This is a genomic window from Cryobacterium glucosi (assembly GCF_004402235.1).
In the GTDB taxonomy this organism is placed as follows: domain Bacteria; phylum Actinomycetota; class Actinomycetes; order Actinomycetales; family Microbacteriaceae; genus Cryobacterium; species Cryobacterium glucosi.
On record NZ_SOFS01000019.1, the window covers coordinates 321,492 to 338,882 of the forward strand.

The window sequence follows — 17,391 nt, forward strand, 5'->3', positions numbered from 1 at the left end:
CTCCTTCACGTCACCGCGTTAGCGGCGACGGCCCTTCTTGTCGTCCTTCACGTGACCACGGAAGGTGCGGGTGGGCGCAAACTCGCCGAGCTTGTGCCCGACCATGCTCTCGGTGACGAACACCGGGATGTGCTTGCGTCCGTCGTGAACCGCGATGGTGTGCCCGAGCATGTCGGGGATGATCATCGAACGGCGCGACCAGGTCTTGATTACGTTCTTGCTGCTGGCTTCATTCGCCCGGACAACCTTGCGAAGCAGGTGGTCGTCAACGAAAGGGCCTTTCTTGAGACTGCGTGGCATCGTCTACTCCTACTTACGCTTCTTGCCGACAGTACGGCGACGAACGATGAGCTTGTCGCTTTCCTTGTTCGGGTGCCGGGTACGGCCTTCTTTCTGGCCCCAGGGGCTGACGGGGTGACGTCCACCGGACGTCTTTCCCTCGCCACCACCGTGCGGGTGGTCGACCGGGTTCATGGCAACACCACGAACGGTCGGGCGAACGCCTTTCCAGCGCATCCGGCCGGCCTTGCCCCAGTTGATGTTCGACTGCTCGGCGTTGCCGACCTCGCCGATCGTGGCGCGGCAGCGGGCGTCGACGTTGCGGATTTCTCCGGACGGCAGGCGCAGCTGGGCGTAGATGCCATCCTTCGCAACGAGGCGAACCGACGAACCGGCGGAGCGGGCCATCTTGGCACCGCCGCCCGGACGCAGTTCAACCGCGTGGATGATGGTACCGGTGGGGATGTTCTTCAGCGGCAGGTTGTTGCCGGGCTTGATGTCAGCACCCGAACCCGACTCGATGATGTCGCCCTGGTTCAGCTTGTTCGGGGCGATGATGTAGCGCTTGGTGCCGTCAACGAAGTGCAGGAGCGCGATGCGCGCCGTGCGGTTCGGGTCGTACTCGATGTGAGCGACCTTGGCGTTGACGCCATCTTTGTCGTTACGACGGAAGTCGATGAGACGGTACTGACGCTTGTGTCCACCACCGATGTGACGGGTGGTGATGCGACCCTGGTTGTTACGGCCACCGGTCTTGGACAGGGGGCGAAGCAGGGACTTCTCCGGGGTCGAACGGGTGATCTCTGCGAAGTCCGCAACAGATGAACCGCGACGACCAGGAGTCGTGGGCTTGAACTTACGAATAGCCATTTCTTATTCCTCTAGTCCGCGCCGCTTAGCCGACGGCCGTGAAGATGTCGATGGAACCGGACTTGAGCGTGACGATGGCACGCTTGGTGTCCTTGCGCTTGCCCTGACCGAACTTCGTGCGACGCGTCTTGCCGATGCGGTTCATGGTGTTGATCGAAGCGACCTCCACCTTGAAGATCTTTTCGATCGCGAGCTTGATTTCGGTCTTGTTCGAGCGCGGGTCCACGATGAAGGTGTACTTGCCCTCGTCGATCAGGCCGTAGCTCTTCTCAGAGACGACCGGAGCGATGATGACGTCGCGGGGATCCTTGTTGATCGGGGTAGCCATTATGCGGACACCTCTTCCTTCTTGGTCTTGCTCGCCACGAACGCGTCGAACGCGCCCAGGGTGAAGACGATGTCGTCGCTGACGAGAACGTCGTAGGCATTCAGCTGGTCCCAGGACAGCACGTGCACCGTCGGGAGGTTGCGGATGCTGCGCAGTGTCAGCTCATCGGTGCGCTCGAGAACGACCAGCACGTGCTTGCTGCTGGCGATCTGGGTGAGCAGCGTGATGGCGCCCTTGGTGCTGGGCGTCTCTGCAGTGAACAGTGCGGTGACGACGTGGAGACGGTCGCCGCGGGCGCGGTCGGAAAGCGATCCGCGCAGTGCTGCCGCGATCATCTTCTTGGGGGTGCGCTGTTCGTAGTTGCGGGGCGTCGGTCCGTGGACGATGCCACCGCCGGTCATCTGGGGCGCGCGGATCGAGCCCTGACGAGCGCGACCGGTTCCCTTCTGCTTGAAGGGCTTGCGACCGGCACCGGAAACTTCTCCGCGGCGCTTGGTCTTGTGCGTGCCCTGGCGTGCGGCAGCGAGCTGCGCGACGACGACCTGGTGGATCAGGGGGATGTTGGTCTGGACGTCGAAGATTTCGGCGGGCAGTTCAACGGAACCGGACTTTGCGCCGGTTGCATCGATGAGATCGAGCGTGGTGGCCATGCGGTTACGCTCCCTTCACGGCAGTGCGGACGAATACGAGGCGGCCCTTGGCACCGGGAACGGCACCCTTGACCAGCATGAGGCCCTTCTCGGCATCAATGGCGTGAACCTTGAGGTTCAGCACGGTGACGCGCTCGCCACCCATACGACCGGCCATGCGCATGCCCTTGAAGACACGGCTCGGGGTCGAGGAAGCACCGATGGAACCGGGCTTGCGGTGGTTGCGGTGGGAACCGTGGGAGGAGGAGACACCCTTGAAGTTGTGACGCTTCATAACACCGGCGAAACCCTTACCCTTGCTCGTGCCCATGACGTCAACCTTGGAGCCGGCAACGAAGACACCGTCAACGGTGAGTTCCTGTCCCAGGGTGTAGTCAGCGGCATCCGCGGTGCGGAGCTCGGTGAGGTGACGGCGAGGCGTGACGCCCGCCTTTTCGAAGTGTCCGGCGGAAGGCTTGTTGACCTTGCGCGGGTCGATGGCGCCTGCAGCGATCTGGACGCCGGCGTAGCCGTCGATTTCCTTGCTGCGGATCTGGGTGACAACGTTCGGCGAGATCTCGATGACGGTGACGGGAACGAGCTTGTTGTTCTCGTCCCAGACCTGGGTCATGCCGAGCTTCTTGCCGAGGAGACCCTTGGTGGTCTTGGTATCGGAGTAAGACATCGCGGGCCCTAGAGCTTGATCTCGATGTTAACGTCCGCCGGAAGGTCGAGACGCATGAGCGAGTCGACGGCCTTCGGGGTGGGGTCAATGATGTCGATCAGACGCTTGTGGGTGCGCATTTCAAAGTGCTCCCGGCTGTCCTTGTACTTGTGAGGGGAACGGATGACACACACCACGTTCTTCTCGGTTGGAAGCGGCACGGGGCCGACGACTGTCGCGCCCGCACGGGTCACGGTGTCGACGATCTTGCGCGCCGAGATGTCAATGACCTCGTGGTCGTAAGACTTAAGCCGAATGCGGATTTTCTGTCCCGCCATGTCGAACTCTCTTTCTTGTCAAGGCTTCGTACATCCCGAAGGCTGCATTGGACGCCGTAGTAGCACTGCTGCTGTCGCACCACTGTTCATCTGTCAATTTCGATTCCTCGTCTCGCAGCCTTCCAGCCGCACGACTTTGAACCGAGCCAACCGCTTCTCCATACCGGGGCATGGGGGAAGGCATGGATTTCCCATGCTTTCCCGGCTGTTGGTTTAAGCTCTGTTCTGCTACCCGCGGCCTAACCGTGCGTCCTGTGGACACCGGCTATGCACTGCCTGGCAGTGATCCCGACACCGCGTGCAGCGCGGCAGTCGAAAGTGTTGAACTAGAAGAGTCTGCCACAGGGGTAGGTCTTTGTGCAACCCGGGCGTGTCGCGACCGGCGTGTCGCGCGTTTCGGCCCCCTTTCGCCCCGTTTCCAGCGCTTCGCTGCCCGTTTCGCGCTCGTTTCCCTCTGCCGGGGCCCGCGCTCGATACAGACACGCCATTCACCACGTGCGGAGGCCCGGTCTCCGAACAGGCAGCCCAAGCTCCAGCAGACGCCCGCGCAAAGCGCATCCTGCTCAACGCAATGGAGAAACCCCAGCGAGTGAAGCCGTGCACCTGCCGACGCACCCCATCTTCACGGCGCTTTTCATCCCACAGCACTTCCTCGGGCGTACGCCCGTCCCTCATGACGGGATCGAAGTACTTGATCTTCCCGTCAGCCTCCCCCAATGCTGATAGTCGGCTACGGACAACAAGTGGTTCGCAGGGTGGTCCGGTGGAATGTGTTCAGTCATGCTGCAGAGCCTGTGACCCACGGAGCACATCTGAAGGTCGAAGGCGTCATTCGTGCGTTACCGACGACATCCACTCCTGTGGAGGACTGCGTTCAGACTCGAGCGCGGGTGTTCCGCCGTTCAGCGCCTGGCACAGCACCCGCGGAACGGCGAAACACCCGCGCTCGAGTGGTGCGTCCTGAGCGCCGCGGCCGACTCGGACGCTCGCTGCGGACGCTCGCCGCGCGAGCGCTAGTCGGTGCCGACGTGAGTGTCGGCGGCGGCGCGGGCCTGCTCGATCTGGTCTTCGAACTTGTTGCCGGTGACCTTGTTGACCGCGTCGGCCGTGCCGTCGAGCAGCTTGTCGCTGATGTCCTCGGCCTGCTCGCTGTGCAGGGCCTCGGTGACCTTGCTGTCGCCCAGGAACTCCTGGGCCTTCTTCGTGATGTCGTCCAGTCCCATGATCCACTCCAGTCCGGCCGCTTCAGTGCGACCGCGACCCACGATAGAACCGGGGCACGCCCACGACAAGGGTCTCGCGGGGACGCAAAAACGGGCCGGCCCCGAAGGACCGACCCGTTTCAGTGGTGCAGGTGGTGAAGAACTACTTGATGATCTTCGTCACGGTTCCGGCGCCGACGGTGCGGCCACCTTCACGGATAGCGAAGCCGAGTCCATCTTCCAGGGCGATCGGCTGGATCAGCGCGACAGTCAGGTCGGTGGTGTCGCCGGGCATGACCATCTCGGTGCCCTCGGGCAGCGTGATGACGCCGGTGACGTCGGTGGTACGGAAGTAGAACTGCGGACGGTAGTTCGCGTAGAACGGGTTGTGACGGCCGCCCTCTTCCTTTGACAGGATGTACGCGGTGCCCTCGAAGTCGGTGTGCGGCGTGACCGAACCCGGCTTGACGACGACCTGGCCGCGCTCGACGTCTTCGCGCTTGGTGCCACGAAGAAGAAGACCACAGTTCTCGCCGGCCCATGCCTCGTCGAGCTGCTTGTGGAACATCTCGATACCAGTGACCGTGGTCTTGATCGTCGGGCGGATGCCGACAACCTCGACCTCGGAGTTGATCTTGAGGGTTCCACGCTCGGCGCGGCCGGTGACGACGGTGCCACGACCGGTGATCGTGAAGACGTCCTCGATCGGCATGAGGAAGGGCTTGTCCTTGTCGCGGACGGGCTCCGGGAAGTAGTCGTCAACGGCCTGCATGAGCTCCAGGATGTTGCCGACCCACTTCGGGTCGCCTTCCAGCGCCTTGAGCGCCGACACGCGGACAACAGGAGCGTTGTCGCCGTCAAAGCCCTGGGCGGTGAGGAGTTCGCGAACCTCGAGCTCGACGAGCTCAAGGATCTCTTCGTCGTCGACCATGTCGGCCTTGTTCAGCGCGACGAGCAGGGACGGCACGCCGACCTGCTTGGCGAGAAGAACGTGCTCACGGGTCTGAGCCATCGGGCCGTCAGTTGCGGCGACAACGAGAATCGCGCCGTCCATCTGTGCGGCACCGGTGATCATGTTCTTGATGTAGTCAGCGTGGCCCGGTGCGTCGACGTGCGCATAGTGACGCTTTTCGGTCTCGTACTCAACATGGGAGATGTTGATCGTGATGCCGCGCTGGCGTTCTTCCGGAGCCGAGTCGATCGACGCGAAGTCGCGCTGAACGTTGGTCTTGGAAGGGAACGTGTCGGCAAGGACCTTGGAGATCGCTGCAGTCAGCGTGGTCTTTCCGTGGTCAACGTGACCGATCGTTCCGATGTTTACGTGCGGCTTAGTCCGCTCGAACTTGGCCTTGGCCACTGTGGGTCCTCCTCAGGACTCTCGGCTTCACCGCCCGCTGGTTTGCGGCCGGTGAAACTGCTGGATTTGTGTACTTATGTTACTCGGGCCGGGAGGCCGAAGCGATTCGGCCCGAAGGCCCGGAAAAGGCCCGAGGGCCCCAGGCTATTCGCCCTTGTTCTTCTGGATGATCTCTTCGGCAACAGCCTTGGGGACCTCGGCGTAGCTCTCGAAGGTCATCGAGTACACGGCACGCCCGGAGGTCTTGGACCTCAGGTCGCCGATGTAACCGAACATCTCCGAAAGCGGAACGAAGGCACGAATGACCTTGACGCCGCTCGCGTCTTCCATGGTCTGAATCTGACCACGGCGGGAGTTGAGGTCGCCGATGACGTCGCCCATGTATTCCTCAGGCGTACGAACTTCGACGCTCATGAGCGGCTCGAGAAGAACAGGGTTCGCCTTGCGGACGGCTTCCTTGAAGCCCATCGAACCGGCGATCTTGAACGCCATCTCCGAGGAGTCGACGTCGTGCGCGGCACCGTCGAGCAGGCTGGCGCGAACGCCGACCATCGGGTAGCCGGCCAGAACACCGACGTGCATGGCGTCCTGGATGCCCGCGTCGACCGAGGGGATGTATTCCCTGGGGATGCGGCCACCGGTGACCTTGTTCAGGAACTCGTAACCCTTTTCGGCAGTGATTTCAAGCGGCTCGATCGCGATCTGAATCTTCGCGAACTGGCCGGATCCACCGGTCTGCTTCTTGTGGGTGTAGTCGTGACGCTCGACGGCCTTGCGGATCGTCTCGCGGTACGCGACCTGGGGCTTGCCGACGTTGGCCTCGACGTTGAACTCGCGACGCATGCGGTCGACGAGGATGTCCAGGTGAAGTTCACCCATTCCCTTGATGACCGTCTGGCCAGTTTCCTGGTTCTGCTCGGTACGGAAGGTCGGGTCTTCTTCGGCCAGCTTCTGGATCGCGAGACCCAGCTTTTCCTGGTCCTGCTTCGTCTTCGGCTCGATCGCAACCTCGATGACCGGGTCAGGGAACGTCATCGACTCGAGTACGACCTGGTGGTTCGGGTCGCACAGGGTGTCGCCGGTGGTGGTGTCCTTGAGGCCGATGACCGCGTAGATGTGACCGGCGGTCACGAAGGCCACCGGGTTCTCCTTGTTGGCGTGCATCTGGAAGATCTTGCCGATGCGCTCCTTCTTGCCCTTGGTCGAGTTGATGACCTGGCCGCCGGAGTCGAGGTGTCCCGAGTAGACGCGGATGTAGGTGAGGCGACCGAAGAACGGGTGCACCGCGACCTTGAACGCGAGGGCCGTGAACGGCTCGGACGCATCAGAGTGACGCATGACGACGACCTCTTCATCGCGCGCGTCGTGGGCCTCGATGGCCGGCACGTCGAGCGGGGTGGGGAGGTAGTCGATGACGGCGTCAAGCATCGGCTGGACGCCGCGGTTCTTGAACGCGGAGCCGCAGAGGACCGGGTAGATCTCGCTGTTGACCGTGAGCTTGCGGATCGCGTGCTTGATCTCGGAGACGGTGAGCTCTTCGCCGGAGAAGTACTTCTCCATGAGGTCGTCATCGGTCTCGGCGACGGTCTCGAGGAGCAGCTTGCGGTAAACCGCGGCCTGCTCGACGAGGTCGGCCGGGATGACCTCGATCTCGTAGTGGGATCCCATCTCGACGTCACCCTTGGAGTCGCCGCGCCAGGTCAGTGCACGCATCTCGACGAGGTCGACAACACCCTCGAAGGTGTTCTCGGCGCCGATCGGCAGCTGGATGACGAGCGGCTTCGCGCCGAGGCGCTTGACGATGGTGTCGACGGTGTAGAAGAAGTCCGCGCCGAGCTTGTCCATCTTGTTGACGAAGCAGATGCGGGGAACGTCGTACTTGTCGGCCTGGCGCCAGACGGTCTCGGACTGGGGCTCAACGCCCTCCTTGCCGTCGAACACGGCAACCGCGCCGTCGAGGACGCGGAGCGAACGCTCCACCTCGACGGTGAAGTCCACGTGGCCGGGGGTGTCGATGATGTTGATCTGGTTGCCGGCCCAGAAACAGGTCGTCGCAGCGGAGGTGATCGTGATGCCACGTTCCTGCTCCTGCGCCATCCAGTCCATGGTCGAGGCGCCGTCGTGGGTCTCGCCGATCTTGTGGTTGACACCCGTGTAGTACAGGATGCGCTCAGTGACGGTGGTCTTGCCAGCGTCAATGTGCGCCATGATGCCAATATTGCGGACCTTGCTCAGGTCGGTGAGCACATCAAGTGCCACGGGTGTCCTCCGGACGTTTTTTGGGGGTGTGTGGGGCGAAACAAGACAAGCCGGTGGGCGAGCGGGGCGGGTGACCCGCCCCGCTCGCTCACCGGATCGCGACTACCAGCGGTAGTGTGCGAAGGCCTTGTTCGCCTCGGCCATCTTGTGTGTGTCTTCACGACGCTTGACCGCGGCACCGAGGCCGTTGGACGCGTCGAGGATCTCGTTGGTGAGGCGCTCGGTCATGGTCTTCTCGCGACGGGCCTTGGCGTAGCTGGTCAACCAGCGGAGAGCCAGGGTGTTGGCGCGGTGCGGCTTGACTTCGACCGGCACCTGGTAGGTGGAACCACCGACGCGGCGCGAACGCACCTCGAGGGTGGGGCGCACGTTGTCGAGCGCCTTCTTCAGCGTGACGACAGCATCCGCACCGTTTTTGGCAACGACGCCCTCGAGTGCATCGTAAACGATGCGCTCGGCGAGGCCCTTTTTGCCGTCGAGGAGGATTTTGTTGACGAGCTGGGAGACGATGGGGGCGCCGTATACCGGGTCAGCGATAACGGGACGCTTGGGCGCTGGGCCTTTACGAGGCATTACTTCTTCTCCATCTTGGCGCCGTAGCGGCTACGAGCCTGCTTGCGGTTCTTGACAGCCTGGGTGTCCAGTGCGCCGCGAACGATCTTGTAACGAACACCGGGGAGGTCCTTCACGCGACCGCCACGCACGAGCACCATCGAGTGCTCCTGCAGGTTGTGACCCTCGCCGGGGATGTAGGCGGTGACCTCGGTACCGTTCGACAGCTTGACGCGGGCGACCTTGCGGAGAGCCGAGTTCGGCTTCTTCGGGGTGGTGGTGTACACGCGGGTGCACACGCCGCGCTGCTGCGGGTTGGCCTTGAGGGCGGGAGCCTTGGTCTTGGTGACCTTGGGGCTGCGGCCCTTCCTGACCAACTGCTGAATGGTTGGCACTAATTACTCCTTGTTATTGCTGCACGGTGACAGCTCATTGATGGTTAGCATTCGATTCGTTCCGTTTCCGGTCCTTGTCGAGTTCATCTGGACCCGCCGGCGCACGCGGAACAAGTTCCGCGCGTTTCAGTGGGTATGCCGTGGGGGCTGCTCGGTGAGCAAACCCAGCATGCGTGCCGTGTCTGGGCGCCCAAGGTGCGGCACGACGAGATCGCGATGGCATGACTCAAGCGCACGACGAAGCGCACACCCCGAAATACTAACTCCCCTCGGGTAGCCCGGTCAAATGGCGAGCCTCCGTCGAGCGGATGCGGCGGGCCGGGCACGCGCGTGGCCCACGCGGCTTGTCCCCCACTCGTCCGCGACTCACAGGCCGTGAGGCCAGAGCGGGGAGTTGAGGGTGCTGTCGAGATCGGCGAGCAGGGACTGCACCCAGGGCTCGACGAACTCGTTCACCGCGGCCCGCATCCGCTCACGATGGCGGTACAACGCCATGCAGACCTGGCCGCCGACCTCGGCCGCGTACTCGTCGGCGAGGCGCAGCTCGGCGCGAATTGCCGCCTTCTCCTCCGCGGTGAGTGGCGCCGGTTCGGCGACGAACGCGGCCGGGGAGGCGGGGCGCGCGAGTTCGGCGAAGGTGAAGAGGTAGGGCGCCTCACGTTCGGCGGGCGGGTCGAGCTCGAGGCCGGCGAACTCGGGGTCGAGGCCGTCGGCCGGGCGATAGCTCGCGACGGCGGCCTTGCGTTCCTCGTTCGCGCGGATCTCCCGGCTGAGCAGCGGGAGGGTGGACTCGGTGTACGCGTCGACGGAGCCGTCAATCACAGCCTTCACGCGCATGGCGAGGGCGTGCTGCACCGCGTGCGGGACATCGGTCGTGAGGCCGGCGGCGCGGATGACGGGCGAACCGAAACAGGTGCGGCACAGCCGCGTCCTGCGGGTGTGCGTGCCGGGTCGCCACTTGGGGAGCCAGCTCAGCCAGTCGTCGACGACATCGCCGACGCGTGCTTCGATGGAACCATCCATGGACATTAAGGTTACTCGATGCCGCAGGTGTTCGGCGGGGAGATTTCGCCCTATTCGTCCGGGCGTTCCCAGGGCCACAGCGGCCGGCCGTGTTCGTTGATGCGGGAGGCGAGCACGAGCGAATACAGCAGGGTGACGACGAAGGCGAGGATGCCGGTCGTCGCCGCGAACGGCTCGCGCAGCACCGCCGCGGCGAAGGTCAGCCCGCTGAACAGTTGCCCGTTTCCCAGGGGATAGAGCACGGAGCCGGCGGCGACGAACCCGAGGAACGCGGCGATGCCGGTTCCGGCCGCGTACCCGAGCGCCACCCGTTGGCGGCGCGGCGATGCCCGCAGCCCGAGCCACAGCAGGAGAGCGAAAACCAGCAGCACGGCCGCCGCCGCCATTCCGGGACCGACGAGCGGGCCGGCATCCGTCACCGGGATGACCTCGATGTCGGCGAGCAGGCTGATCATGCCGAAGGCCGCGACGAGCAGCGCCGCGTAGAGCACGGCCGCGAACACGGCGACGACGGCCGCGTATCGCTGATAGTCGCGCATCGCTCAGGCCTCACTCCCCCGCTGCGGGGGCTGCACCGCTACGGCGATTCCGCCGGCCGGCTTCGGACTGTTCGGGATTACTGCGGACGGGAGAGCTGCGGCCCTTCGGCGAGGCGGCGGTCGTAGTCCTGGCGGGCGGCGGCGTTGCGGGCCGTGACGGTGCGTCCGCGGCGGGCGATCCAGGCGCCGAACCAGATCGGCACCTCGCGGGCGACGACGGCGGCGGCGATCGCGTACGGGCTGAGCCACTGCGCGGTGATGAAGCGGACCGCTTCGGACGGGGTGAAGTTCCAGGCCTGCACGGTCAGCAGCGCCGCTCCGATGTAGGAGAAGTACACGATGACGGCCACGAGGAAGCCGAAGAGCACGTATGCCCACCAGCCGCCGCGGTTGACGATCAGCACGAGCAGGGAGAACCCGATGAAGAAGAACACGGCGGGCACGTAGAAGACCGGAAGCACGATGAAGTCGGTGAACTTCGCGGCGGCGTCGGCGACCGAGCCGCTGCCGGCCCCGGCGATGCCGAAGGCGACGAGCGCGTAGACGATGGAGTACACAACTGTCGCGAGAAGCACAAGCAGCACTCCGGCACCCCGGTTGCCCTTGTCGACGGGCGGGGCCGGGGCCTGGATGTAGATGGGGCCCGCGGGCGCCTGCACGGGAACCGCGGGCGTGTAGCCGGGGGTGTAGTCGGTGACGGGAGCATGCTCCGCTGCCGTCTGGTCCTGCGTGGCGACCTGGGCGTCCTCATGTGCGGCCTCGGCCGAGACGGCCGTGGGGGTCTCGTAGGAGATCGGCTCGCCGACCGGCTCGGGGACGACGACAGGGGCGACGGGGGCGGATGCCGCGGGCTCGGCGAGCGGGGCCGGTACCGACTCGTCAGCGGGCACTGCGGCGGCGTGCGCCGGCTCGCTCGGAGCCGGCTGGTCGGTCGGGTCCGTCTCGGACCGCGCGTACGCGGCCGTCGGGGCATCCGTCTCGGGGGTCGTGTTGCGCTCGTCTGATGTCGGGTCGCTCATGCTGCACTCCTCGCGGGCCGGGTGGCCGTAGCTCTCTGCAGCAACCATAACAACATGCCCGGCCCCCGATTGGGAGCCTCGCGGCGCGATTCGGGTTTCGGCGCGGCAGAGGCTCCGGGTCTATTTCGCGGCGGGCGTCGGGGTGGCCGTCGGAGTGGCGGCAGTGGCCGCCGCGGTCGCCGCCGCGGTCGCGGGCGGCACGAGCACGTAGACGAGGCCGGTGATCGTCGCCGTGATGTCACCAGGAACGGTGGCCTTGGTCGTTTCGGTTGCTGCCGCCTCGGCCACCGGAGCCGTCGTGATTCCGGTCACCAGATAGAGTCGCTGGCCACTCTGCAGGCCACTGATGAAGTCGAGGGCATGGCCGTAGCTTCCGGTGACCGTGATCTGGACGGCGAGCGAAGCGAATGTCGTCGCCGTGATCTGCGCATTGGTCAGCGGCGTCGTGCTCGTGGACGTGCCGGCAGTGGCGTCTGCCGTTCCGGTGGCGGCGAGTGCCACGGGGGCCGCATAGGGTACCGCATCGGCCACGGTCATGCCCGAAAGCGTCACGGACGTTGACCCGGCGAGCGCATCGAGCTGGGTGACGAAGCTCGGCATTTCGGTTCCGCTCGGCACCGACGTTTGCAGGGGAACCAGTTTCGCCTTGAGATCGTCGATGCCGGCGAAGTCGCTCTTGAGTTTGGCCAGGACCGCGGCCTGCCCGCTGTTCGCGGCTTCCACAGCGACGCGCGCGTCATTGGCAGTCGCGACTGCGGCCAGTTGCGGCTGGATCCCGAGCAGGAAGCCCAGTGCGATCACCGCAACCATGACAACGACCGAGCCGATAATCCACATTCGATTCTTATCCATGGTCATTTCCCCACAGTTGTGAAGCGCTTGGCGTACGCGGAATCGTTCACGTGCATGGTGATTTCCACCTTGTAGACATTCGTCGCCGCATCCAGAGTCACCGAACCGGGCAGTGCATCGGCGAATCCCGGGAGAGTGGCCAGTGCGTTGAGCCAGGTCGGGACGTCAGGCAGAACCGCGCTCCTCGCAGTGAAGGTCACGGTTCCGACTCTGGCTCCCTGCAGGGGCGCCGTCGGCTGTGCGTAAGCGGAGATCGGTGAAGCGAAGTCCAGTTTGACTGTGTCGATCGCCACTGTCGACGGCAGCGTGGCTTGGACGCTGTCGAGATACTTCTTCCAGTCGATCTCGGTCGAGACGCCTACCTGTTGCGCGGCCTGGACCAAATTGACGTGTGCTTGCACGGATCGGACCTCGACGTACTTGGTCTGTTCGGCCAGGAGAGCGGCCGTACGATTCTGTTCGTCCGCGAGCTGGCCCTGAGCCTGGATCGCGAGCACGGTCGACGCGCCAGAGCCCACCATCACGATTGCGATGACGCCGACGACACCGATCAGGATGCGTCGACGGAGGACGCCGGCGGAACGGTCCTTGTAGATCTCCGGCGGCAGCAGGTCGACCCGGGGCTCCCCCCCGATCACCAGAAGAACGCCCTTGCCAGCGCGGCTCATGCTGCACTTCCCAGGGCCAGGCCAAGCGCCACGGCGTAGGTCGAGCCGCTGGCCCGAAGGTCGCTTGCGTCGACGTCGCGCGCGAGGCCGACAGTGGAGAACGGATCGCCGACGATCACGGGCATCCTGGTCATTTCGGCGAGTGCCTCCGGCAGGCCGCCCAACTGGGCGCCCCGCCCGCTGAGGACGATCTGGACCACCGGGTTGGTCGGTCGGGTGTTCACGAAGTAGCTGATGGTATTGCGGAGGCTCGTCAATTGCTCGCTCGCGATCTTGTAGATGACTTCGACGGCGCGCTTGTCCGCCTCCGGCACCGTTCCGGTGGCCAGGCCGAGGCCCCGCTTGGCCGCTTCGGCGTGCTCAAGTTCGGACTTGAGCTCGGCCTGGAGCGCTCGGGAGATATCGTCGCCTCCGGTGGCGATGATGCGCACGAACTGCGGCACGCCGTTTGTCGCGATTACGACGCTCGTAGTGCTGCCGCCGATATCGACCAGGGCGACGGTCCCGGTGATGCCCGGCCTGCTCACGAGAATGCGACTGAGTGCGAACGGAATCAGGTCGACGTCGACGGTCGTCAAGCCCGCAAGCTGGGTGGCCTTGACGTTCGCCATCACGGCGGACTTCACTGCGGCGATCAGGAGGCCGTTGACGACCGGACCGTTCTCCCCCTCGGATTCGGAGATCGGGTAGAAGTCAAGAAGCGCTTCGGCAACAGGGATCGGGAGCATCTCCTGGACCTCGAACGGCAGGGTCTCCCGGATGCGGGCGAGCGACATCTTCGGCACGGTCAAGTCGCGGGCGAGTACCCGTTGGTTACCCATCCCGAGCACGACGTTCTTCGACTTGAATCCGCCGATGGCCCAGAGCTGTTTGAGCGCCGCCGCGACCGTGTTCTGCTCGATGACTTCGCCGCTGTCCACCGCACCCTCCGGCAGCCCGATCTGGCTGTAGCGGAGCAGGATCGGTTTGGCAGAATGTGGGTCGCCCACCTCGACGGCGCGCAGAACGGCGCTACCGATGTCTATCCCGACGACGCTTGATGTCACGATGTTGCTCCCTTGTTACCGATGATGTGTGCCACGACTACTGTCCGATTCCCATGAGAGACAGGTAACCGTCCCACAGTTGAGCGCCCCCGAAGATTCCGACCCAGGCGCCGGCGAGCATCCAGGGTCCGAACGGGATGCCGCTCTTCCGGGTGGCGCGGTGGGTGACGACGAGTCCGAGCGCGAAGAATCCCCCGAGAAGGAACGCCGCGAACGCGCCGACGGCGAGTTCACCCCAGCCGAGATAGCCGAGGAACAACCCAAGGAGACCTGCCAGTTTGACGTCGCCGAAACCCATGCCGCCCGGATAGACCAGCGCCATGATCAGGTACAAGGCCCAGAGAATCACGAGACCCGCACCAGCACGGATGAGCGCCGCGTAGTCACTGGTCGTGATACCCGCCGCCCCGAGCAATCCCGCCCCGACCGGATAGCTCGGAAGCACGATCGCGTTCGGAAGCCGGTGGGTGTCAAGATCGATCAGTCCGAGGGCGACGCTCACCGCGGCCAGGTACAGAAAGGCCAGCAGCACAAGAAGAGAGCGGACCCAGACCGGCCCAACGCGGCCGTCGCCGACATCTGCCGCCTCGGACCCGGTCCATGCCCACAACGCGATCACGACGAAGAAAACGGCCGTTCCCGCTTCTACGAGCGGATACCGTGCCGAGATCCCCGTGCCGCAGTTCCGGCACTTGCCCCGCAGGGCGAGCCAGGAGAGTACGGGCACATTGTCTCGGCGCAGAATCGGGGCGCCGCACCGCGGGCACGCGCTCGGGGGCGACACGATGGAGAGTCCGGCCGGGACTCGATAGATGACGACGTTCAGGAACGATCCCACGACGAGGCCGACCACGGCGCACAGAACGACGATGACGGGCAGCAGGTCCATCGTTTGTGCGAACGTCACGGAAGCGCCGCCCCGGCAGTCGTAAAGGCAGATGCGACCTCGACCAGCACGCTGACGCCATAGGTCGTCGCGACGGGGGACAGGAACTTCGGCGGGGCGATGTACTTGAAGCGCTGGTCGTAGGAGTAGGCCTTGACGTATCCGTTCGAACCGGAATGCACGATCCCACGGAATTTCTGCGCGATGGCCCCGTTCACCGTGAGGGTGCCCTGTTCGCCGCCCCTGTCGTAGTTCTGCACCTGGAAGGTGTGCGTGACAGACAGGATTGCAGCGTTGATCGTTCGGTTGTTGGCGAGGAGGTCCGCATTCGAGCCGTTGACCGGGTTCCAGACCCAGACTGCGTTCTGGCCGACGAGACCGAGGATGTCAGAGCTCGTGTCCGAGTACAGCACGTCTCCCGTGACGTAGACGAAATTCTCGCTGGCGACCGTCATCGCCCCGTGGAGTGTTCCCTTCACGAAAACGTCGCCATTTCGGCAGCCGTACGAGGTCGGGATGGAAGAAACCACCTCATTCGCCATGGGGAACCCGATGCCGTTGCCTGATCCGCAGGTTGAGGACGTATAGCCGGACGGGTACGAACTCGAACCGCTGGTCGGCCAACCGTTCGGATCGCTGGTTCCCGACGGCACGTTCTGAATGTAAACAAGGTTGTTGGGGAGCACAGGAATGGTTGCGCCCGCCGACGAACCGAGGCTTCCGGTGGCCGTACCAACGGTTCCGCACTTTGCTGGCATATTGACTCCCGACGTCACCGGGTCCCCGATGACGTTGGTGAACTTCGACCACGGTGAGCGGACCGTCATTGTTCCGCCGCTGTTGAAGACGATGCTCGTGGGGCCCGTGTAGAGGCATCCCGGCAGCGGCACATCCGTTGACAGGTCCGTGCGCGTCTCCTTCTTCATCTGGGAGTTGGTGGACGGCATGCCCACGACCGGGCTGTACGTGACTCCGAAGGGAATCGACTGGCCGGAGCAGGTGTTGCCGTTCGAGTCCTTCTTCAGGTAGAGCAGGCCTGTTCCCGGGTTGGCCGACGTGACCATGCCGGAGAAGGTCGCGTCACAGATGCGCATGGTGTCATTGGAATGGACCGGCCCGTTGATGGTGTCTCCGCCGCCGAACGCGATGTCGCTGCAGTCGGTAGAACTTCCGGGCAGCGGCCGACCTGCCCAGCCATACTTCACGCACTGAGTGACCGAAGCCCCACTCTGATCGGGATCCTGGATCTCGTAGTCGGTGAAGTACAGAAAGTCGATGAAACCCTGTTGCTTGAGGTTCGCGACGATGCTTCGCGTCGTGCTGCCCACCCGGCCGGTGGCGCGAATACGCAGGGTCCCGGAAGATGAGTACTGGGAATTGTCGACCTCGTACCGGAATGAAGCACCTCCACCACTCCCCGCAACAGTCGCCCACGAGCCAGCCGTTCCGACGCCGAACGCCGGATTGGTCAGAGTACCGCTGGGCAGGGATACCGTGCTCCCCGTGCTAAATGTTGAGGCCGAGTTGCCGTATTGTACGTAAGCGTTGTTGTTGGCCAGCCTGCTCTCGTATTCCGCAACCCCAGCGTACGCAGCCGACATCGCGCCGTTCCAATTCTGGTCGGTGCCGGCTTTCACGACGCCGCTGATGGAGAAGCTCATCGCCGTCGCGACCATCAGCAGAAGGACCATGCCGATGCCGACGACCATGATGAGCGCTGCACCGGATTCGTCCCTGATCAGGTCGATACGGACGCGGAATCGTTCACTGGGGCGCATCAGGGACCCGTTCTTGTCAGCGGCAGGTTGGGCATCCCGACCGTATTCTGCAGTGTCACGGCTGATTGCGAATTCGTGGCGCTCGGTTGCAGGGTCAGATTGACGGAGACCGCTGCGATCGTTCTCAACTGCGCGACCGTGAAGGTCCCGGTTGCCGGGACCGGGAGAGGTGTGCCATCCGAAAGGAGGTAGGTGAACAGGGCCGGGCCGCCGGTCGCCTGCGGTGCCACGGTGCCGGCCATGATCCTGGTCGATGTCGGCACCGTCGTCGTGAAACCATAGAAACCGGGGCTGAGCAACGTGGCCGGCCAGACGGTCTCCACCAGGCGACGGCTGGAATCGAGGGCGAGACGGATCTTCACCGGCTGCTGCGCCGCGGAGGTCAGGTTCACGTATGCGTAAAGCGTTACGGATTCCCCGGTGAGGGGCGCGGTCAACGGAGATGAAAAAGCCGGGTCGTTGAGGGCCTGGCCCGAGACCGGGTTCTCGGTCGCGGCCCTGATCACCCTCGAGATTTCGTTCATGCCGTTTGACGCCTCGCGAGTGTTGCCCGTGAGGCTTTGCGCCTGTGAAAGGGTCCGGGTGGCACTCAGGAAGAGGCTGGAGACCATCGCGGCGACGACGCCGAGGAGCACCACCGAGACCAGCAGCTCGATCAGGGTAATACCGGTGTCATCCAGGTGGCGACGACGACCGCGACTGGTCAT

Annotated in this window: 20 protein-coding genes; all 20 read right to left on the reverse strand. The window is 64.3% G+C overall.

Features of this window, described 5'->3' with window-relative positions:
* Positions 1 to 18: 18 nt before the first annotated feature.
* A complete protein-coding gene (rpsS, locus tag E3O46_RS10145; RefSeq protein ID WP_134449888.1) occupies positions 19 to 300 on the reverse strand; it encodes a 30S ribosomal protein S19 in 282 nt (93 codons plus the stop codon).
* A 9-nt stretch (positions 301 to 309) separates the two neighbouring features.
* Positions 310 to 1,149 carry a 50S ribosomal protein L2 gene (rplB, locus tag E3O46_RS10150; protein ID WP_134449887.1) on the reverse strand — a complete coding sequence of 280 codons (840 nt, stop codon included), beginning with the start codon at positions 1,147 to 1,149 and terminating at the stop codon, positions 310 to 312.
* 25 nt (positions 1,150 to 1,174) lie between these two features.
* On the reverse strand, positions 1,175 to 1,477 hold the full coding sequence (rplW, locus tag E3O46_RS10155; protein ID WP_104100968.1) for a 50S ribosomal protein L23: 303 nt from the start codon (positions 1,475 to 1,477) through the stop codon (positions 1,175 to 1,177).
* A complete protein-coding gene (gene rplD, locus E3O46_RS10160) occupies positions 1,477 to 2,127 on the reverse strand; it encodes a 50S ribosomal protein L4 (protein ID WP_134449886.1) in 651 nt (216 codons plus the stop codon). Before rplD ends, rplW begins: the two co-directional genes overlap by 1 nt.
* Before the next feature lie 4 nt (positions 2,128 to 2,131).
* Positions 2,132 to 2,791 carry a 50S ribosomal protein L3 gene (rplC, locus tag E3O46_RS10165; protein ID WP_134449885.1) on the reverse strand — a complete coding sequence of 220 codons (660 nt, stop codon included), beginning with the start codon at positions 2,789 to 2,791 and terminating at the stop codon, positions 2,132 to 2,134.
* Between the two features lie 8 nt (positions 2,792 to 2,799).
* Positions 2,800 to 3,108, reverse strand: a complete 309-nt coding sequence (gene rpsJ, locus E3O46_RS10170; RefSeq protein WP_035834607.1) for a 30S ribosomal protein S10 — start codon at positions 3,106 to 3,108, stop codon at positions 2,800 to 2,802.
* A gap of 1,013 nt (positions 3,109 to 4,121) precedes the next feature.
* Complete coding sequence (locus tag E3O46_RS10180) at positions 4,122 to 4,331, reverse strand: Rv0909 family putative TA system antitoxin (RefSeq protein ID WP_174774565.1); 210 nt, start codon at positions 4,329 to 4,331, stop codon at positions 4,122 to 4,124.
* A 142-nt stretch (positions 4,332 to 4,473) separates the two neighbouring features.
* Positions 4,474 to 5,667, reverse strand: coding sequence for an elongation factor Tu (tuf, locus tag E3O46_RS10185; RefSeq protein ID WP_134449883.1), 1,194 nt, complete (start codon positions 5,665 to 5,667; stop codon positions 4,474 to 4,476).
* A gap of 144 nt (positions 5,668 to 5,811) precedes the next feature.
* The gene (gene fusA / locus E3O46_RS10190; RefSeq protein WP_134449882.1) at positions 5,812 to 7,926 is read right to left on the reverse strand and encodes an elongation factor G; all 2,115 of its coding nucleotides are present in this window, start codon (positions 7,924 to 7,926) and stop codon (positions 5,812 to 5,814) included.
* 102 nt (positions 7,927 to 8,028) lie between these two features.
* The gene (rpsG, locus tag E3O46_RS10195) at positions 8,029 to 8,499 is read right to left on the reverse strand and encodes a 30S ribosomal protein S7 (RefSeq protein ID WP_066597688.1); all 471 of its coding nucleotides are present in this window, start codon (positions 8,497 to 8,499) and stop codon (positions 8,029 to 8,031) included.
* Positions 8,499 to 8,873 carry a 30S ribosomal protein S12 gene (rpsL, locus tag E3O46_RS10200; protein WP_055787040.1) on the reverse strand — a complete coding sequence of 125 codons (375 nt, stop codon included), beginning with the start codon at positions 8,871 to 8,873 and terminating at the stop codon, positions 8,499 to 8,501. Before rpsL ends, rpsG begins: the two co-directional genes overlap by 1 nt.
* 366 nt (positions 8,874 to 9,239) lie before the next feature.
* Entirely contained in the window at positions 9,240 to 9,896 is a 657-nt protein-coding gene (locus E3O46_RS10205) for a spermidine/putrescine ABC transporter substrate-binding protein (RefSeq protein WP_134449881.1), read from the reverse strand.
* Positions 9,897 to 9,946: 50 nt separating this feature from the next.
* Entirely contained in the window at positions 9,947 to 10,435 is a 489-nt protein-coding gene (locus E3O46_RS10210; protein WP_134449880.1) for a DUF6121 family protein, read from the reverse strand.
* 77 nt (positions 10,436 to 10,512) lie between these two features.
* Entirely contained in the window at positions 10,513 to 11,454 is a 942-nt protein-coding gene (locus E3O46_RS10215) for a hypothetical protein (protein ID WP_134449879.1), read from the reverse strand.
* 120 nt (positions 11,455 to 11,574) lie between these two features.
* Positions 11,575 to 12,306 carry a hypothetical protein gene (locus tag E3O46_RS10220; protein ID WP_134561640.1) on the reverse strand — a complete coding sequence of 244 codons (732 nt, stop codon included), beginning with the start codon at positions 12,304 to 12,306 and terminating at the stop codon, positions 11,575 to 11,577.
* A 2-nt stretch (positions 12,307 to 12,308) separates the two neighbouring features.
* Positions 12,309 to 12,974: a hypothetical protein gene (locus tag E3O46_RS10225; RefSeq protein ID WP_134561641.1), complete on the reverse strand. Its 666-nt coding sequence runs from the start codon at positions 12,972 to 12,974 to the stop codon at positions 12,309 to 12,311.
* The gene (gene pilM, locus E3O46_RS10230) at positions 12,971 to 14,020 is read right to left on the reverse strand and encodes a type IV pilus assembly protein PilM (protein ID WP_134561642.1); all 1,050 of its coding nucleotides are present in this window, start codon (positions 14,018 to 14,020) and stop codon (positions 12,971 to 12,973) included. The genes E3O46_RS10225 and pilM overlap by 4 nt, the downstream gene beginning before the upstream one ends.
* A gap of 37 nt (positions 14,021 to 14,057) precedes the next feature.
* On the reverse strand, positions 14,058 to 14,927 hold the full coding sequence (locus tag E3O46_RS10235; RefSeq protein WP_338145024.1) for a prepilin peptidase: 870 nt from the start codon (positions 14,925 to 14,927) through the stop codon (positions 14,058 to 14,060).
* Positions 14,924 to 16,684: a hypothetical protein gene (locus tag E3O46_RS10240; protein ID WP_134561643.1), complete on the reverse strand. Its 1,761-nt coding sequence runs from the start codon at positions 16,682 to 16,684 to the stop codon at positions 14,924 to 14,926. Before E3O46_RS10240 ends, E3O46_RS10235 begins: the two co-directional genes overlap by 4 nt.
* A complete protein-coding gene (locus E3O46_RS10245; protein WP_134561644.1) occupies positions 16,684 to 17,391 on the reverse strand; it encodes a prepilin-type N-terminal cleavage/methylation domain-containing protein in 708 nt (235 codons plus the stop codon). The genes E3O46_RS10240 and E3O46_RS10245 overlap by 1 nt, the downstream gene beginning before the upstream one ends.

Coding starts and splice junctions, on each gene's coding strand:
- rpsS (WP_134449888.1), bottom strand. CDS start 300: ATGCCACGCAGTCTCAAGAAAGGCCCTTTCGTTGACGACCACCTGCTT.
- rplB (WP_134449887.1), bottom strand. CDS start 1,149: ATGGCTATTCGTAAGTTCAAGCCCACGACTCCTGGTCGTCGCGGTTCA.
- rplW (WP_104100968.1), bottom strand. CDS start 1,477: ATGGCTACCCCGATCAACAAGGATCCCCGCGACGTCATCATCGCTCCG.
- rplD (WP_134449886.1), bottom strand. CDS start 2,127: ATGGCCACCACGCTCGATCTCATCGATGCAACCGGCGCAAAGTCCGGT.
- rplC (WP_134449885.1), bottom strand. CDS start 2,791: ATGTCTTACTCCGATACCAAGACCACCAAGGGTCTCCTCGGCAAGAAG.
- rpsJ (WP_035834607.1), bottom strand. CDS start 3,108: ATGGCGGGACAGAAAATCCGCATTCGGCTTAAGTCTTACGACCACGAG.
- E3O46_RS10180 (WP_174774565.1), bottom strand. CDS start 4,331: ATGGGACTGGACGACATCACGAAGAAGGCCCAGGAGTTCCTGGGCGAC.
- rpsG (WP_066597688.1), bottom strand. CDS start 8,499: ATGCCTCGTAAAGGCCCAGCGCCCAAGCGTCCCGTTATCGCTGACCCG.
- E3O46_RS10205 (WP_134449881.1), bottom strand. CDS start 9,896: ATGGATGGTTCCATCGAAGCACGCGTCGGCGATGTCGTCGACGACTGG.
- E3O46_RS10210 (WP_134449880.1), bottom strand. CDS start 10,435: ATGCGCGACTATCAGCGATACGCGGCCGTCGTCGCCGTGTTCGCGGCC.
- E3O46_RS10215 (WP_134449879.1), bottom strand. CDS start 11,454: ATGAGCGACCCGACATCAGACGAGCGCAACACGACCCCCGAGACGGAT.
- E3O46_RS10220 (WP_134561640.1), bottom strand. CDS start 12,306: ATGGATAAGAATCGAATGTGGATTATCGGCTCGGTCGTTGTCATGGTT.
- E3O46_RS10225 (WP_134561641.1), bottom strand. CDS start 12,974: ATGAGCCGCGCTGGCAAGGGCGTTCTTCTGGTGATCGGGGGGGAGCCC.
- E3O46_RS10240 (WP_134561643.1), bottom strand. CDS start 16,684: ATGCGCCCCAGTGAACGATTCCGCGTCCGTATCGACCTGATCAGGGAC.
- E3O46_RS10245 (WP_134561644.1), bottom strand. CDS start 17,391: ATGACCAGTCGCGGTCGTCGTCGCCACCTGGATGACACCGGTATTACC.